Annotated in this window: 9 protein-coding genes; 2 read left to right on the top strand and 7 right to left on the bottom strand. The window is 64.6% G+C overall.

The annotated features are described in order from the left end of the window. Positions 1-84 precede the first annotated feature (84 nt). Positions 85-1,734, top strand: a complete 1,650-nt coding sequence (locus tag ACR64R_RS26415) for a lysine--tRNA ligase (RefSeq protein WP_487359171.1) — start codon at positions 85-87, stop codon at positions 1,732-1,734. Here the strand turns inward: ACR64R_RS26415 and ACR64R_RS26410 are convergent. From ACR64R_RS26410 to ACR64R_RS26380, 7 genes are all read right to left on the bottom strand, one after another. Further along, positions 1,697-2,584 (bottom strand): thermonuclease family protein, encoded by an 888-nt coding sequence (locus ACR64R_RS26410; protein WP_487359170.1) that lies wholly within the window; start codon positions 2,582-2,584, stop codon positions 1,697-1,699. The two genes, ACR64R_RS26415 and ACR64R_RS26410, sit on opposite strands and share 38 nt — an antisense overlap. Before the next feature lie 10 nt (positions 2,585-2,594). Continuing rightward, positions 2,595-3,236: a S24 family peptidase gene (locus ACR64R_RS26405; RefSeq protein WP_487359169.1), complete on the bottom strand. Its 642-nt coding sequence runs from the start codon at positions 3,234-3,236 to the stop codon at positions 2,595-2,597. Between the two features lie 306 nt (positions 3,237-3,542). Continuing rightward, positions 3,543-5,762 (bottom strand): 3-hydroxyacyl-CoA dehydrogenase NAD-binding domain-containing protein, encoded by a 2,220-nt coding sequence (locus ACR64R_RS26400; RefSeq protein WP_487359168.1) that lies wholly within the window; start codon positions 5,760-5,762, stop codon positions 3,543-3,545. Between the two features lie 11 nt (positions 5,763-5,773). Beyond that, the gene (locus ACR64R_RS26395; protein WP_487359167.1) at positions 5,774-6,982 is read right to left on the bottom strand and encodes an acetyl-CoA C-acetyltransferase; all 1,209 of its coding nucleotides are present in this window, start codon (positions 6,980-6,982) and stop codon (positions 5,774-5,776) included. Between the two features lie 33 nt (positions 6,983-7,015). Further along, positions 7,016-8,188, bottom strand: a complete 1,173-nt coding sequence (locus ACR64R_RS26390; protein WP_487359166.1) for an acyl-CoA dehydrogenase family protein — start codon at positions 8,186-8,188, stop codon at positions 7,016-7,018. 56 nt (positions 8,189-8,244) lie between these two features. Continuing rightward, positions 8,245-10,041 (bottom strand): acyl-CoA dehydrogenase, encoded by a 1,797-nt coding sequence (locus tag ACR64R_RS26385; protein ID WP_487359165.1) that lies wholly within the window; start codon positions 10,039-10,041, stop codon positions 8,245-8,247. Between the two features lie 246 nt (positions 10,042-10,287). After that, positions 10,288-10,752 (bottom strand): MerR family transcriptional regulator, encoded by a 465-nt coding sequence (locus ACR64R_RS26380; protein WP_127867640.1) that lies wholly within the window; start codon positions 10,750-10,752, stop codon positions 10,288-10,290. Positions 10,753-11,216: 464 nt separating this feature from the next. On the opposite strand from ACR64R_RS26380, the gene ACR64R_RS26375 reads away from it, so the two are divergent. Then, positions 11,217-15,218 carry a peptidoglycan-binding protein gene (locus ACR64R_RS26375; protein ID WP_487359164.1) on the top strand — a complete coding sequence of 1,334 codons (4,002 nt, stop codon included), beginning with the start codon at positions 11,217-11,219 and terminating at the stop codon, positions 15,216-15,218. The last annotated feature ends 163 nt before the right edge of the window (positions 15,219-15,381 follow it).

The following is a 15,381-nucleotide window of genomic DNA, read 5'->3' as shown; positions in this document are numbered from 1 at the left end:
TCGTTGACGCTCCGGTCTCGCGCGCCTACAGACCGGTCGACAAATCTTATCCGCCGCGCAGACGGCCATGACTGGAACTTCGACATGACGGGATCAAACATCATCGATCTCAATCCCGAGATGCTTTCCGCGGCGGCAGAGAGCAAGGCCTGGCCGTTCGAGGAAGCCAAGAAGATCATCACGCGATACAAAGGTAAGGACTTTCCCGAGACCGTCCTGTTCGAGACCGGCTACGGTCCCTCCGGCCTGCCGCATATCGGCACATTCGGCGAAGTGGCGCGCACGACCATGGTGCGGCATGCCTTCCGGGTGCTGACGGGGGACAAAGTCAAGACCAAGCTTCTGTGCTTCTCCGACGACATGGACGGCATGCGCAAGATCCCGGACAACGTGCCGGACCGCGCCGCGCTCGAGCCCTATCTGCATATGCCGCTGACGGCTGTGCCCAATCCGTTCGGCGGCGACTATGCGAGCTTCGCCGACCACAACAACGCGATGCTGTGCCGCTTCCTGGACACGTTCGGCTTCGACTATGAGTTCGCCAGCGCGACCAGATACTACAAGGCCGGCAGGTTCGACGAAGTGCTGCTGCGCGCCGCCGAACGCTACGACGAGATCATGAGCGTGATGCTGCCGACGCTTGGGCCGGAGCGCCAGGCGACCTACAGCCCGTTCCTGCCTATCTCGCCCAAGAGCGGCCGCGTGCTCTACGTGCCGATGATAAATGTACACGCCAAGGCCGGCACAATCACCTTCGACGACGAAGGCACCGAGACGACGCTGCCGGTAACGGGCGGCCATGTGAAGCTGCAGTGGAAGCCGGACTTCGGCATGCGCTGGGCTGCGCTCGGCGTCGACTTCGAGATGTTCGGCAAGGACCACCAGACCAACGCTGCGATCTACGACCGCATCTGCAACATCCTCGGCGGACGCGCGCCGGAGCATTTCGTCTACGAGCTGTTCCTCGACGAAGAAGGCCAGAAGATATCGAAATCGAAGGGCAATGGCCTGACCATCGACGAATGGCTGACCTACGCGCCGACGGAGAGCCTTGGCCTCTATATGTACCAGCGGCCACGACAGGCGAAGAAACTCTACTTCGACGTCATCCCGAAGGCCGTGGACGAGTATTACACTTTCCTGGGCGCCTATCCGCGGCAGGATTGGAAGGAGCGGCTAGGCAATCCTGTCTGGCACATGCATGACGGCAATCCGCCGGCCATCGACCTGCCAGTGCCCTTCGCGCTGCTGCTCAACCTGGTGAGCGCCTCCAACGCGCATGACAAGGCGGTGCTTTGGGGCTTCATCTCGCGCCATGCGCCGGGCGTGACGCCCGCAACGCACCCGGAGCTCGACCGGCTGACCGGCTACGCGATTCGCTACTTCGACGACTTCGTGAAGCCGGCCAAGGTCTACCGTGCCGCTGATGAGGTGGAGCGCGATGCGCTGGCGAAGCTTTCCGAGGCGCTTGGCAGGCTGCCGCAAGGCGCCGACAGCGAGGCGATCCAGAACGCCGCGCTCAACGTGGCGCGCAAGATCGAGCGCTATCAGGACCATTCCAAGCAGAGCCCGGAAGGCGGACCCGGCGTGTCGGTGGCCTTCTTCCAGATGATCTACCAGGTGCTGATCGGCCAGGAACGCGGGCCGCGCTTCGGCTCGTTCGCGGCGCTTTACGGCATCGCCGAGACACGCGCGCTCATTGACCGGGCGCTGGCTGGTCAGCTGGCGGCGTAACGTCGCCGCCATCGGCCGGCAGGATCGAATCCGGCGCGGCGGGCGCCGGTTCCTCTGCGGCCGGCAGCGCCGGCAGGCCGTCAAGCTTCGGCGCCGGCCCGAAAATACCTTTTCTTGCGGTGCGGGCCTTGTTCTCGGCCTCGACGTAGGGACCGCCTTGCGCGGCACGCGCCCAGCCGTTCTCGACCAGCCACTGGCCGATGTCCTGGTTGCCGATATGGCATTCGGCGGAAATAGTGTCGCGGCCGCCCTCCGGTGGCACCGCGCACGCGACCGCCCGACCGCGCAGGAAGGCGCGAAAGGCTGTCCTGGCGCGCGCACCACAGGCCCAGCTCCTGCCGTCCTCGCTGCAGGTTTCATCCGCCTTGACGACGTCCACGCCGGAAACGGCAACGGCGTAGCCCTTCCCCTCGATCAGCCCGGCGGCGACGGCGACCGGCTGGAACAATTTCGTGCCGTTCCAGTCGCCTGGCATCTTCGTTTTGGGCGGCTTGGGCGGCCCGGCCAGCGCCAGATCGCTGAGCGGCGCGCGCGGTTCCACCCGTTCGAGCTCCTGGTCCGACAGTGCCGGGGGCGCCACCGTTTCGGGATCGATGGCCCTCGAGTGAAGAGCGGGGTTCGGTGGCTGCGGAGCGGCGGGCGCGGAAATGGCCGAGGTCATCGGCTCTTGCGGCGCGTCAGAAGCGGAAAGCGCGTCCCCGCCGACGGTGGGAAGCGCACCGGCGATGGGATCGATCCGATCGACCGTGATGACGCTCTCATGGCTCTTGACCGTGTGTCCGCCGGCAACGACGAGCGCCGCCATGAGCGGAATCGCCAGAGCCGCGAGGGCTGTTGGAACAAGCCGCACCAGCCCGGACCTACTGGCTCGCCCAGACGATGCGCGCCACCCATTCGATATCGCGCGCCGGAATGTCCCTGTCCGGGTGGGCGGGATTAAGCGAAACCAGCACGACCGATTTCACGGTTTGCCGGTCGAGCACCTTGGCCATCACCTCCCCGGCGGTTGTCTTGACCACGACACGGTCGCCCTTGCGGGTCGGCGCGCCGGGTTCGACGATCAGCACATCGCCATTGCGGTAGAGCGGAAGCATGGAATCGCCTTGCACCTGCAGCGCGTAGGACGTCTCGGTCGCGCGCGCCGGAAGCTCGACCAGATCCCAGCCCTGCCCCGCCGGATAGCCGGCATCGTCGAAGAAACCGCCCGCGCCGGCCTGGGCGAAGCCGAGCAACGGTACGGCGCTGCGCTTATTCGCCGCCGACGCGCCGGAGCGCCCTTCGATCAGTCCGGTGAATTCCTCGAGCGACGCGCCGGTAGCCTCGATGATCTTGGCCAGCGATTCGGTCGACGGCCAGCGCGGCCGGCCGTCGGACGACAGGCGCTTCGACTTGTTGAAGGCCGTCGAATCAAGGCCTGCGCGCCGGGCAAGGCCGGAAGCCGACAGCGAATAACGCTCGGCGAGAGCGTCGATTGCGGCCCATACGCGGTCGTGTGACAGCACGCGCGCGCTCCTTTGAAAACAGGAAAAAATGCCTCAGTCCTGTCTAGCGCGCAGTTACGCCCTTGTCCACCGGCGCCACCGAAATCCACGGCGGCATAGAAGGCCAGGAAGAATTGCTCACCGAAATGTGGCGTCCGGACCTTCCTTCACACCGACCAACAGATAAGCCGCTTTTGAAGCGCCTCGCTGCCTGATCAGGTCGCTTTGGCCTGTTCGCGCCGCTTCCTCACCGACCCGGTAAGGGCCACGGCTCCACGCCGTGGCCATGGTGGGGGCCATTCGCGCCCAGACATACATGCTGGCTCGTCAGGCCGCCTGTCTGGCCTCGCCCTTCTGGTAGGGGTCGAAGCGCTGGTAGAAGGTCTCGCCCTTCTCGGCCATGTCGAGCAGAAGCTTCGGCGCCTTGAACTCGGCGCCATACTTCTTCTGCAGGCCCTTGGCGATCTTGACGAAACGCTTGGCGCCGATGCCGTCGATATAAGACAGCGCGCCGCCGGTGAAGGGCGCGAAGCCGAAGGCCAGGATCGAGCCGACATCCGCTTCGCGCGGATCGGTGACGATGCCCTCTTCCATCACGCGCGCCGCTTCCAGCGCGATGGTGACCAGCAGGCGCTGCTTGAGCTCCTCATAGTCGACCTTCTCGGGTTTCAGCTGCGGATAGAGGTCCTTCAGCCCCGGCCACAACTTCTTTTTCGCGGGCTTTGCCGGATAATCGTAGAAACCCTTGCCGTTCTTGCGGCCGAAGCGGCCGTGCGCGTCGACCATGGTGTTGATCAGCGCCATCTGGCTCGGATCAACGGCCTTCTCGCCAAGATCCCTGATGGTCTGCTTCATGATCTTCTGGGCAAGGTCAACGGCCGTCTCGTCGGTCAGCGCCAGCGGTCCGACCGGCATGCCGGCGGCCTTGGCGGCATTTTCGATCATCGGCGCAGGCACCCCCTCGATCAGCATCTTGTAGGCTTCGGACATGTAGCGCAGCACGCAACGGTTGACGTAGAAACCGCGCGTGTCGTTGACCACGATCGGCGTCTTCTTGATGGCACGCACGAAATCGAAGGCGACGGCCAGGGCCTTGTCGCTGGTCTTCTTGCCGAGGATGATCTCGACCAGCATCATCTTGTCGACCGGCGAGAAGAAATGGATGCCAATGAAGTTCTTCGGCCGCGCCGAGTTCTTCGCCAGCGCGGTGATCGGGATCGTGGACGTGTTGGACGCGAAGATCGCCGACGACTTCAGCACCGCTTCCGCCTTTTCGGTGGCTTCCTTCTTGACGTTCGAATCCTCGAAGACAGCCTCGACGACTAGGTCGCAGCCGGCAAGGTCGCCATAGTCGGCCGTCGGCGTGATAAGCGACAGAAGCTTGTCCTTGTCTTCCGGCTTGGCACGCCCTTTCTTGACCTGGTCAGCCATCAGGCTGTCGGAATGCGCCTTGCCCTTCTCGGCCGACGGCAGGTCGCGGTCGAGCAGCACCACCGGAATCCCGGCGCGCGCGGTGACATAGGCAATACCCGCGCCCATGAAGCCGGCGCCGAGGATGCCGATCTTCTTGAACTTGGTGTCCGGCACGCCGGCGGGGCGGCGCGCGCCCTTGTTCAATTCCTGCAGCGACAGGAACAGCGAGCGGATCATCGCCGCCGCCTCCTTCGACTGCATGATCTCGGTGAAATAGCGCTGCTCGATCCTGAGCGCGGTATCGAACGGCACCAGCAGGCCTTCATAGACGCATTTCAGGATCGCGGCAGCGGCCGGATAGTTGCCGTAGGTTTCGCGGCGCAGGATGGCGATCGCCGGCGGCCAGAGATTGGCGCCTGCCGCCGAATAAATCGGACCGCCCGGCAGCTTGAAACCCTTCTCGTCCCACGGCGCCACCGGCTTCAGGCCGTTCTTGATCATCGCCTTGGCTGTCTCGACAAGCTTCGAAAGCTCGGCGATCTCATGGATCAGGCCCATGGCTTTCGCCTTTTGCGGCGTCAGGTTCTGGCCGGAGGTCAGCATCTGCAGCGCCTGCTGCTGATCGGTCAGCCGCGGCACGCGCTGGGTGCCGCCGGCGCCCGGGAAGATGCCGATCTTCACCTCGGGAAGCGCCATCCTCACCTTGTCGCTGTCGGCGGCGACACGGCCATGGCAGGCAAGCGACATCTCGAAGGCGCCCCCCATGCAGGTGCCATTGATCGCCGAAACAAACGGCTTGCCGCAAGTCTCGATCTTGCGGAACAGGCCGGTCATGTAGCCGGCATTCTCGAACAGCGCCTTGGTCGCCTTCTCGAGATCCTTCTCCTTATCCGCGGCGAAGGTGGCCAGCATCTTCTGCAGCATGGCGATGTCGGCGCCGCCGGAGAAGCTGTCCTTGCCGGAGGTGATGACAGCACCCTTGATGGCGACGTCGCCGGCAACCTTATCGACGATGGCGTTCAGTTCGCGCATCACCTCCTCGGTGAAGACGTTCATCGAGCGGTCCGGCATGTTCCAGGTGATCAGTGCGATGCCGTCGGCGTCCAGGTCGAGGGTGAAATTGGTGTAGCTCATGGTCTTCTCCCTCAGACGCGTTCGATGATGGTGGCGGTGCCCATGCCGGCGCCGATGCAGAGCGTGACCAGCGCGGTGTTTAGGTCGCGGCGCTCCAGCTCGTCCAGCACCGTGCCCAGGATCATGGCGCCCGTGGCGCCGAGCGGATGGCCCATGGCGATCGCCCCGCCGTTGACGTTGATCCTGTCGTGCGGAATGTCGAAGGCCTGCATGTAGCGCAGCACGACGGAAGCAAAGGCTTCGTTGAGCTCGAACAGGTCGATGTCCGACAGCTTCATCTTCGCTCGCTTCAAGAGCTTCTCGGTGACGTCGACGGGTCCGGTCAGCATCAGCACCGGCTCCGAGCCGATATTGGCGAAGGCGCGGATGCGTGCGCGCGGCTTGAGCCCCATCGCCTTGCCGGCCTTCCTGGAACCGAGCAGCACGGCGGCGGCGCCGTCGACGATGCCGGAGGAATTGCCGGCGTGGTGGACGTGGTTGACCTCCTCCACTTCCGGATGCTTCTGCACGGCGACCGCGTCGAATCCACCCATTTCGCCGGGCATGACGAAGGACGGATTGAGCGAGGCCAGCGACTGCATGTCGGTCGTCGGCCGCATGTGCTCGTCATGGTCGAGGATCAACAGGCCGTTCTGGTCCTTGATCGGGATCACCGAATTCTTGAAGCGGCCGTCGGCCCAGGCCTTGGCGGCGCGCTTCTGGCTCTCGACGGCATAGGCGTCGACGTCGTCGCGGGAAAAGCCGTATTTGGTGGCGATCAGGTCGGCGGAGATGCCTTGCGGCACGAACCAGCCGGGCAGGCCAACGGAGGGGTCCATGAACCAGGCGCCGCCGGACATGCCCATGCCAACGCGCGACATGGATTCGACGCCGCCGGCAATGACGATCTCGTCCGCCCCCTGGACGATTTTGGCTGCGCCGAAGTTGATGGCGTCGAGACCCGAGGCGCAGAAGCGCGATATCTGCATGCCCGGCGCCGAGGTCGCGTAGCCGGCCTCGAAGGCAGCGGCGCGCGGAATGACAGCCCCCGCCTCGCCGACCGGGTCGACACAGCCGAAGATGATGTCATCGACAGTGCCCGTGTCGAGCCCGTTGCGGTCGCGCAGGGCTTCCAGGGTCCTGGCCGCTAGCCGCACCGCCGGCACCTCATGCAGCGAGCCATCCTTCTTGCCCCTGCCGCGCGGCGTGCGCACGGCATCATAGACGTAAGCCTCAGTCATTTTCGTGCTCCCTGGCTTTGCCAACAGCGGCGCTCACAGAGAGCGCCCGATCAGCAATTTCATGATTTCGTTGGTGCCGCCGTAGATGCGCTGAACGCGGGCGTCGCGGTACATGCGGGCGATCGGATATTCATTCATGTAGCCATAGCCGCCATGCAATTGAAGGCATTCGTCGACGACTTTTCCCTGCAGGTCGCTGAGCCAGTACTTGGCCATCGAGGCAGTCACGGGATCGAGGCCGCCGCCGATATGGCGTGCGACGCAGTCATTGTAGAAGACGCGGCCGATCGTGGCCTCGGTCTTCAATTCGGCCAGCTTGAACTGGGTGTTCTGGAAATCGATGACCGCCTTGCCGAAGGCCTTGCGTTCCTTGACGTAGTCGATGGTGAGCGCCAGCGCCCGCTCGATCATCGCGATGGCCCCGGTGCCGATCTGCAGTCGCTCCTGCGGCAATTGCTGCATCAGCTGGACGAAGCCCTTGCCCTCCTCGTGGCCGAGCAGGTTCGAGGTCGGCACACGCACTTCGTTGAAGAACAGCTCGGACGTGTCGTTCGACTTGAGCCCGATCTTGTCGAGGTTGCGGCCGCGCTCAAAGCCTTCGACCTGATCGGTCTCGACGACGATCAGCGAGGTGCCCTTGGCGCCCTTGTCCGGATCGGTCTTGGTGACGACGATGATCAGATTGGCGAGCTGGCCATTGGTGATGAAGGTTTTCGAGCCGCTGATCTTGTAATGGTTGCCGTCCTTTTCGGCGCGGGTCTTAACGCCCTGCAGGTCGGAGCCGGCGCCGGGCTCGGTCATGGCAATGGCGCCGATCAGCTCCCCGGTCGCAAGCTTGGGCAGCCATTTCTCCTTCTGCTCCTCCGAGCCGTAATGCAGGATGTAGGGCGCGACGATCGAGTTGTGGAGCCCGATGCCGAAGCCGTCGACCCCGACATGGCCGATCGCCTCGATGATGGCGCTCTCATGCGCGAAGGTGCCGCCCGAACCGCCATATTTCTCCGGCATGGAGGCGCAGAGCAGACCGGCAGCGCCGGCCTTAAGCCAGCTCTCGCGGTCGAACATCTCGTTCTTCTCGAACTCGTCATAGCGCGGCGCGATCTCTTCCGACATGAAGCGGGATGCCATGTCGTAGAGCATTCCGACCTCGTCCGCCGCCCAGGCGGGCTTGGGCAGGCCAAGAATTTCGGCTGGATTTGTCGCCACGATTTCCTCCGCGTTCCGACAAATGTGAGGATCGGCCCGGGGCCGGTCCGCCAAACCTAGAACGCTTCCGCCGGCAGCGCCATCAGCGTGTCCGCCCCACTGGAAATGCGGGCAAGACGCGTCGCCGTCTCCGGCATGATGCGCTCCATGAAGAAGCGCGCGGTCACCAGCTTGGTGTCGTAGAACACGCCAGCGCCATTGGCGCCCTCCGCGAGCTTGGCCTGCGCCGATTTCGCCATCTGCGCCCACATGTAGCCCAGCGCCACGAGGCCGAAGAGATGCATGTAGTCGGTCGAGGCGGCACCTGCATTGTCAGGCTTGGCCATCGCGTTCTGCACCAGCCACATGGTGGCCGCCTGAAGGTCGTTGAGGCCCTTCTTCAGCGCCTTGGTAAAGAGCGCCATCTTCTCGTCAGCGCGGTTTTCCTCGCAGAATTCACCGACCTCCTTGAAGAAGGCCTGCACCGCGCGGCCGCCGTTCTGCGCCAGCTTGCGGCCGACGAGGTCGAGCGCCTGGATGCCGTTGGCGCCCTCATAGATCATGGCGATGCGGGCGTCGCGCACGAACTGGCTCATGCCATGCTCTTCGATATAACCGTGGCCGCCGAACACCTGCTGCGCCATCACCGCGTGATCGAAACCCCTGTCGCTGAGCACGCCCTTGACCACCGGCGTCATCAGGCCGGTGTAGTCGTCGGCCGCCTGACGGTCCTTGTCGTCGCCAGAACGATGCGCGACGTCGGACTTGATCGCCGTCCATAACGCCAGCGCCCGGCCGCCCTCGTTAAAGGCCTTCATGGTCATCAGCGAGCGGCGGATATCGGGATGGACGATAATCGGATCAGCCTTCTTGTCCGGCGCCTTGGCGCCCGACAGGGAGCGACCCTGCAGTCGGTCCTTGGCGTATGAAACCGCGTTCTGGTAGGCGATCTCGGAGATCGAAAGCCCCTGCAGGCCGACGCCGAGGCGGGCCTCGTTCATCATGGTGAACATGGCCTTCAGGCCGCCATTCAATTCGCCGAGCAGCGTGCCCTCGGCCTCGTCATAGTTCATGACGCAGGTCGAGTTGCCGTGGATGCCCATCTTTTCCTCGAGCGAGCCACAGGCGAGCGTGTTTCGCTCACCGGGATTGCCCGAGGCATCGAGCTTGAACTTCGGCACGATGAACAGCGAGATGCCCTTCACGCCTTCCGGCGCGCCCTCGGCGCGGGCCAGCACCAGGTGGACGATGTTGTCCGACATGTCGTGCTCGCCTGCGGAGATGAAGATCTTCTGGCCGGAGATCTTGTAGGTGCCGTCGCCGTTGGGAACGGCCTTGGTGCGCAGCAGGCCGAGGTCGGTGCCGCAATGCGGCTCGGTGAGATTCATGGTGCCGGTCCAGACGCCCTCGATGAGCTTCGGCAGCCACGTCGCCTTCTGCTCGTCCGTGCCGTGGGTGACGATCGCCGCGATCGCCCCCTGCGTCAGGCCGGGATACATCATCAGCGCCATGTTGGCGGAGACCATGTATTCGGAGACCGCGGTGTGCACCGTGTAGGGCAGGCCCTGGCCGCCGAACTCGGCCGGTGCGGCCAGCCCCATCCAGCCGCCCGCGCAATATTGATCGAAAGCGTCCTTGAAGCCGTTGGGCGTCGTCACCGAACCATCGTCATGGCGCACGCAGCCTTCCATGTCGCCGACGCGGTTCAGCGGGTGCATGACGTTCTCGGCGAGCTTGGCGCCCTCGGCGAGGATCGCCTCGACAACGTCTGGCGTCGCGTCCGAGAAGCCCGGAAGGTTCGAATAGCGGCGATAGCCCAGCACGTCGTTGAGCACGAACAGCGTGTCCTGGATCGGCGCCCTGTAGATCGTCATGCCTTCCTCCACCCTTATATGGTCCCGGCCTGTATAGTCGCGGCCCACCGGTTGCCTGTCCACGTACTGGACAGCAGGCCGGGTCAAACTCGATGCCCCGATAGCAAATATTGACGTTTGCGTAAACGTCAACTTCGTCGCAGCAAAAAAATTGTGAGCCTTCCGGCATCGTGGCGACAGAAAAGCCGCGCGGCCATGGCCGCGCGGCTCTTCATTTGCGGGATTGTCGCTGCTGAACGCGAGCGTTCAACCGGCAGCGCTGGCCTGCGGCGCCGCGGTGCGCTCGATGAGCATCTGGCGTACGACGGACATCGAGTTGCTCAATTCGCCGATGGCGTCGTCGATCAGCGCGCGCTGCTTCTGCAGGCGGGCCAGCTGCTTTTCCGACTTGTCGAGGGCCAGCCGCAGCTGCTTGGTGTTGGTGCCGGTCGGATCGTAGAGATCCATCATCTGCTTGACGTCGCGAAGCGAGAATCCGACCTTGCGACCGAGCAGGATCAGCTTCAACCGGGCCTTGTCGCGGCGCGTATAGAGGCGGGTCGAGCCATCGCGATGCGGATTGAGAAGGCCCTTGTCTTCATAGAAACGCAGCGTGCGCAATGTCACGCCGTATTTCTTGGCCATCTCGCCGATGCGAACGAATTCCTCGCCGGCCTCGGCCGGAATGTCATTGGTATTGGCCGCGGCTTCGCCGGGCGAAACAAGTTTCATGGTCACTGGCTTTCCCCTGGTGGCGCCGCGGTCGCGGACCAAGCGTCGCCTGGATGGAAGCGGGGGCGTGCTTCCAATCGTGGTTGCAACAAGTCAATCGCAAGAGACACGGCTTCGCGCCTTTTACGTTTACGTCAATCCTATACCGACAGCCGCGGGGTGACGCAAGGGCGTTGTCGAATCCGACCTTTATGCCGCACCCGGATTACCCAGCTTGTCGTGCGGCTCACGATTTATGCGAGACTTCTTAAGCTTGGTTAACGCCTTGTTTACCACGTTGGGCGAAATGTGCGCGTGTCGGTCACCCGTGGTTATCCTGTAGCGAATTATTCACGGTTTTCGAAGCGCGGGTGAAAACCCGGGAAGCCAATCTTCCTCCGCGGCAAAACCGCTCGGTTCGCTTCGTCCCCGGCAGGCTACTGGGAAACCGGCCTTGGCCGGCCATTCTGAACACGGGCGCATCGATGAACAGCAAGCGGTCCTATCTCGATACACTCAACGCCGGCAGGCAGCGCCGGCCGCACACGTCGCTCGAAGAACTGAACCGCTCGCTCGAAACGCTGGAGCAGCGGCTGGACCGGACGCGCGCCGACATGCCCGATCGCCCCGACCCGCGGCGGTCGCCGGTCGAGCCGCGCTATCCGAGCACGCAGCCTTACGGCCAGCCCCGTTGGTATGAGGATTCCTATTCCGCGCAAAGGCCACTGGACCGTGCGCCGCAGAATCCCGGCGCACAGCGGCCGCAAGACCCGGCTCCCGCCGCGCCTGCCTACGGCCAGAACTATCAGGCGATCGCGCGCGACATCGACCGGGTGCGTGGTCAGGAAGACAGCGTCGCCATGGTCGGCAAGATTGCCCTCGAACTGCGCGGGCTGCGCGAGGAACTGCGCCACCAGATGACCGCCGGCCTGCAGCGTGAATTCGAGGCGTTTCGCCAGGACATCGATCTTGCCTTGCAGGCCAACAGCCAGCGCGGCGCCAACGGCCTGCCGGACAAGAGCAGCGCCGAGCTCGGCCTCGAATTCGAGCGGCTCTCGAGCGCCATACAGACGCTCGCCGAAAAAAGCGACGACCGCAGCGTCAACCTGCTGCGACTGGAACTGGAACAGGTAAAGGGTGCTCTCGACACGCTGGCGCGTGAGGAAAGCCTCCAGAAGGTCGACCGCCGCTGGGACGATTTCGACCGCCGCTGGAGCGCCTTCGAGGACCGCGTAGACGCAGACCAGCGCAAGCGCGCGGAAGGCCCGAACCTTTCGGTGCTGACCGAGCGGCTCGAACAGATCAGCAGCGCAGTCAACAACCTGCCGGAATCGCTTTCTCTGCGCTCCCTGGAAGAAAAGGTTCGCACGCTCGCCAGCGCGGTCGACCGCTTCGCCGGCCAGCACACCGCGCGCGGCGGCGAAACGCTCGCCATGATCGACGAGCGGCTGGACGAGATTTCGCGCGCCATCGTCGCCTCGACCGTGGCCGCGCAGGCCAATTCCTTCGACCCCGAGACCTTCGGCCGGATCGAGAAGCGCATCGCCTCGCTGGCCCAGCAGATTGAAGAGGTCGCGCAGTCGCGGCCCGGCGCCGAGGTGGTCGATCATCTGAACCTTCTCACCAGCCGCGTGGACCAGTTGGCCGGCAGGGTCGACCTGCCCGAGCAGGCCATGGAACGGCTGGGCAAGCAGATCGCCTTGATCACCGAAAAGATGGACCGCGCGCCGGCCATGCCCGACGTCGACCATATCTTCCAGGGCCTGGAGCAGCGTTTCGACGCGCTGTCCATGCTGCTTGAGCGTCGCCAAGGCGATGCGATGGAACAGGGCAATATGCTGTTCCGCGATCTCGAGCGGCGACTGGACGAAGTCGCCGACAGGCTCGACCAGCGCATCCGCCAGGACGACAGCGCCGGCATCATGGAGGCGATCGACGCCCGCTTCACCGCTTTGGCCAAGCGCATCGAAACACGTACGTCGGACCCCGCCAACGACATGGCCATCCGCGGACTGGAAAGCCGGCTCGACGATATCTCCAGCCGGCTGGAATCATCCGCGCGACAGGTCGAAGGCATCGATCCGGCTCTGATCCGCAGCCTGGAGGCGCAGGTCGCAGGCCTGTCGGCGCATCTTTCCAAGCCCGGCGTACCGCTGCCTGAATTCGAGGACATCAGCCCACGTCTCAACGAGATCGAGAAGTCGCTGGCGGGCACGCGTGATTCCATCCTGACCGTGGCGCGCGAGGCGGCCGAGAGCGCTGTCAGATCGCTTGCCGACTCGGCGTCAAGCACGGCCCAGACCAACGCGACCGCTGTTGCCGGCCTCGCCCAGGACCTGAAGACGCTCGAAGCGCTCACCCGTCGCTCCGACGAGCGCAACTCGCGGACATTCGAGGCGATCCACGACACGTTGCTCAAGATCGTCGACCGGCTGGGCTCGCTGGAATCAAGCGAGACCAGCGAAGCGGTCAGCGAACTGGTCGATCCGCAACCCGCAGCCAGGCGTGGCGACCGCGGCGGCATGATTGCTGTGCGGGACGCGCCCTCGATGGACATCGACCAGCCGCTGCCGCTCATGGGAGACATGGCCAGCCTGGAAGACCGCGCCGCGGCGATCATGCGCGATGAACCAGATGCCCCGCGCACGCCCGCGGAAGCCGCCGCGGCGGCGGCCATGGCGGCGCTCGGGCCGGATGTGATCGGCGACAAGAACGAGGCGGCCGGCCGCAGGAAATCGATGTTCAGCGGCCTGGCGCGCGCGTTCAGGGGCAAGAAGGATGCGGACACGCAACCGCTTGCCGGCTCTACGCCGGTCGGTGACGTGCCGAGGGTCGACATCGACGAGCCGCTCGACCCCAAGGCCGCCAACAGGCCACTGGAACCCGGCTCCGGAGCGCCGGACCTCAACGCCATCATGAAGCGGGTGCGCGACGAGCGCGGCGGCCAGCAGGCTCGACGCCCCGAGAGCGATGCCGCCAAGTCCGATTTCATCGCCGCCGCCCGCCGCGCGGCACAGGCGGCGGCCGCGGAAGCCGACACGCTGAAGCGGCAATCGACCATGACCGGCCCGGTGAAGGCGCTGAGGATAGGCGACCTGCTCAAGGCGCGGCGCAAGCCGATCCTGATGGCCGCCGCCGCGATCATGATGGCGCTGGCCGGCTTGCAACTGGGCAAGGCGTTCTTGTCCGACCCGGTCGAAACGGCGACCAACCAGCCCGCCTCGATCATCTCCACGCAGACGGTCGACACGGCTTCGCTCGATGCCACCGCCGCACCGAAGGTCGACACGCCCAAGGCCGACACGGGCACGGCAAAGGTTGAAAGCGCGCCGACCCGTCCCGTCAGGCAGGCCGAGCCCGCCCAGGAAACGGCGACGGCCACTTCTACCCTATCAAGTTCCGACAATACCCACGCCATGCCGGCCGAGCCCGCGCCGGTGGCTTCGGCAACGCCGTCCGTGCCCGCGGCCGCCACCGCGACAGAAGCTGATAGCGACACGCAGCCTATGGCCAAGGAACAGGCGGCGGCCAGTCCGGCAGCCGACGGAGCCCCGGCCAGCATGCCAGCTGCCACCTCCGCCGACACGACAGGTGCCGTGCCCTCGGCGGCAGGCCAGACGGCCGCGGCGAAATTCGACATCCCTTCCGAAATTGGTCCGATGGCGCTGCACGAGGCGGCCGCCGGCGGCGACGCCAAGGCGTTGTTCGAGATCGGCTCGCGCTACGCGGAATCGCGCGGCGTGAAGGAAGACATGAAGGCCGCCGCAAAATGGTATGAGCAGTCGGCAGAGCTCGGCTTCGCGCCGGCCGAATACCGGATCGGAAATTTCTACGAAAAGGGCATCGGCGTCGCGCGCGACATCAAGAAGGCAAAGACCTACTACCAGCTCGCCGCCGAACAGGGCAACGCCAGCGCCATGCACAATCTGGCGGTGCTGTTCGCCATGGCGGCGGACGGCGTGACCGACAATGAATCGGCCGCGCACTGGTTCCAGGAAGCCGCCGACCTTGGCGTCAAGGACAGCCAGTTCAACCTCGGTATCCTGGCCGCCAAGGGCGTCGGCATGAAGCAGAACCTCGAGGAGTCCTACAAATGGTTCGCTCTCGTTGCCAAGACCGGCGACAAGGACGCCGCCGCCAAGCGCGACGAGATCGCCAATGCGCTGCGCCCCGAGCAGCTCGAGCGGGCGCGCGCCGCCACTGAACTGTGGAAGGCCAAGCCGCTCAATGCCGCCGCCAACTCGGCCGACATCCCGGAATCCTGGCAGGACAGCGCGCCGCAAACGACCGCCGGCATCGACATGACGAAGGCGGTAAAGAACATCCAGCTGATCCTCAACAAGAACGGCTATGACGCGGGCAACGCGGACGGCGTGATAGGCGGCAAGACCAAGAACGCCATCATGGCCTTCCAGACCGATAACAAGATGAGCCCGACCGGGGAGATCGACGCGCCACTCGTCAAGGCGCTGCTTGCGAAGAAATAACAGCAGGCGTGTCGCATACGCGACGCCTTGCCACACATTTGCCTGTTAACTGATTGAGATGGTTTTTGTTTCGGCGCGGCGGCGGGGTTTGATCCCGCCGCCGCGCCGGTGCAAGAAAAAATTGGCTTTTCGGTGCTTTATTGTCCGGGACGGCACAATGCGC

Source organism: Mesorhizobium sp. MC2-1-1, from assembly GCF_057597255.1.
This window is presented reverse-complemented; position numbering and strand designations above follow the sequence as displayed.

Coding starts and splice junctions, on each gene's coding strand:
- ACR64R_RS26380 (WP_127867640.1), bottom strand. CDS start 10,752: ATGAAACTTGTTTCGCCCGGCGAAGCCGCGGCCAATACCAATGACATT.
- ACR64R_RS26400 (WP_487359168.1), bottom strand. CDS start 5,762: ATGAGCTACACCAATTTCACCCTCGACCTGGACGCCGACGGCATCGCA.
- ACR64R_RS26395 (WP_487359167.1), bottom strand. CDS start 6,982: ATGACTGAGGCTTACGTCTATGATGCCGTGCGCACGCCGCGCGGCAGG.
- ACR64R_RS26385 (WP_487359165.1), bottom strand. CDS start 10,041: ATGACGATCTACAGGGCGCCGATCCAGGACACGCTGTTCGTGCTCAAC.
- ACR64R_RS26375 (WP_487359164.1), top strand. CDS start 11,217: ATGAACAGCAAGCGGTCCTATCTCGATACACTCAACGCCGGCAGGCAG.
- ACR64R_RS26415 (WP_487359171.1), top strand. CDS start 85: ATGACGGGATCAAACATCATCGATCTCAATCCCGAGATGCTTTCCGCG.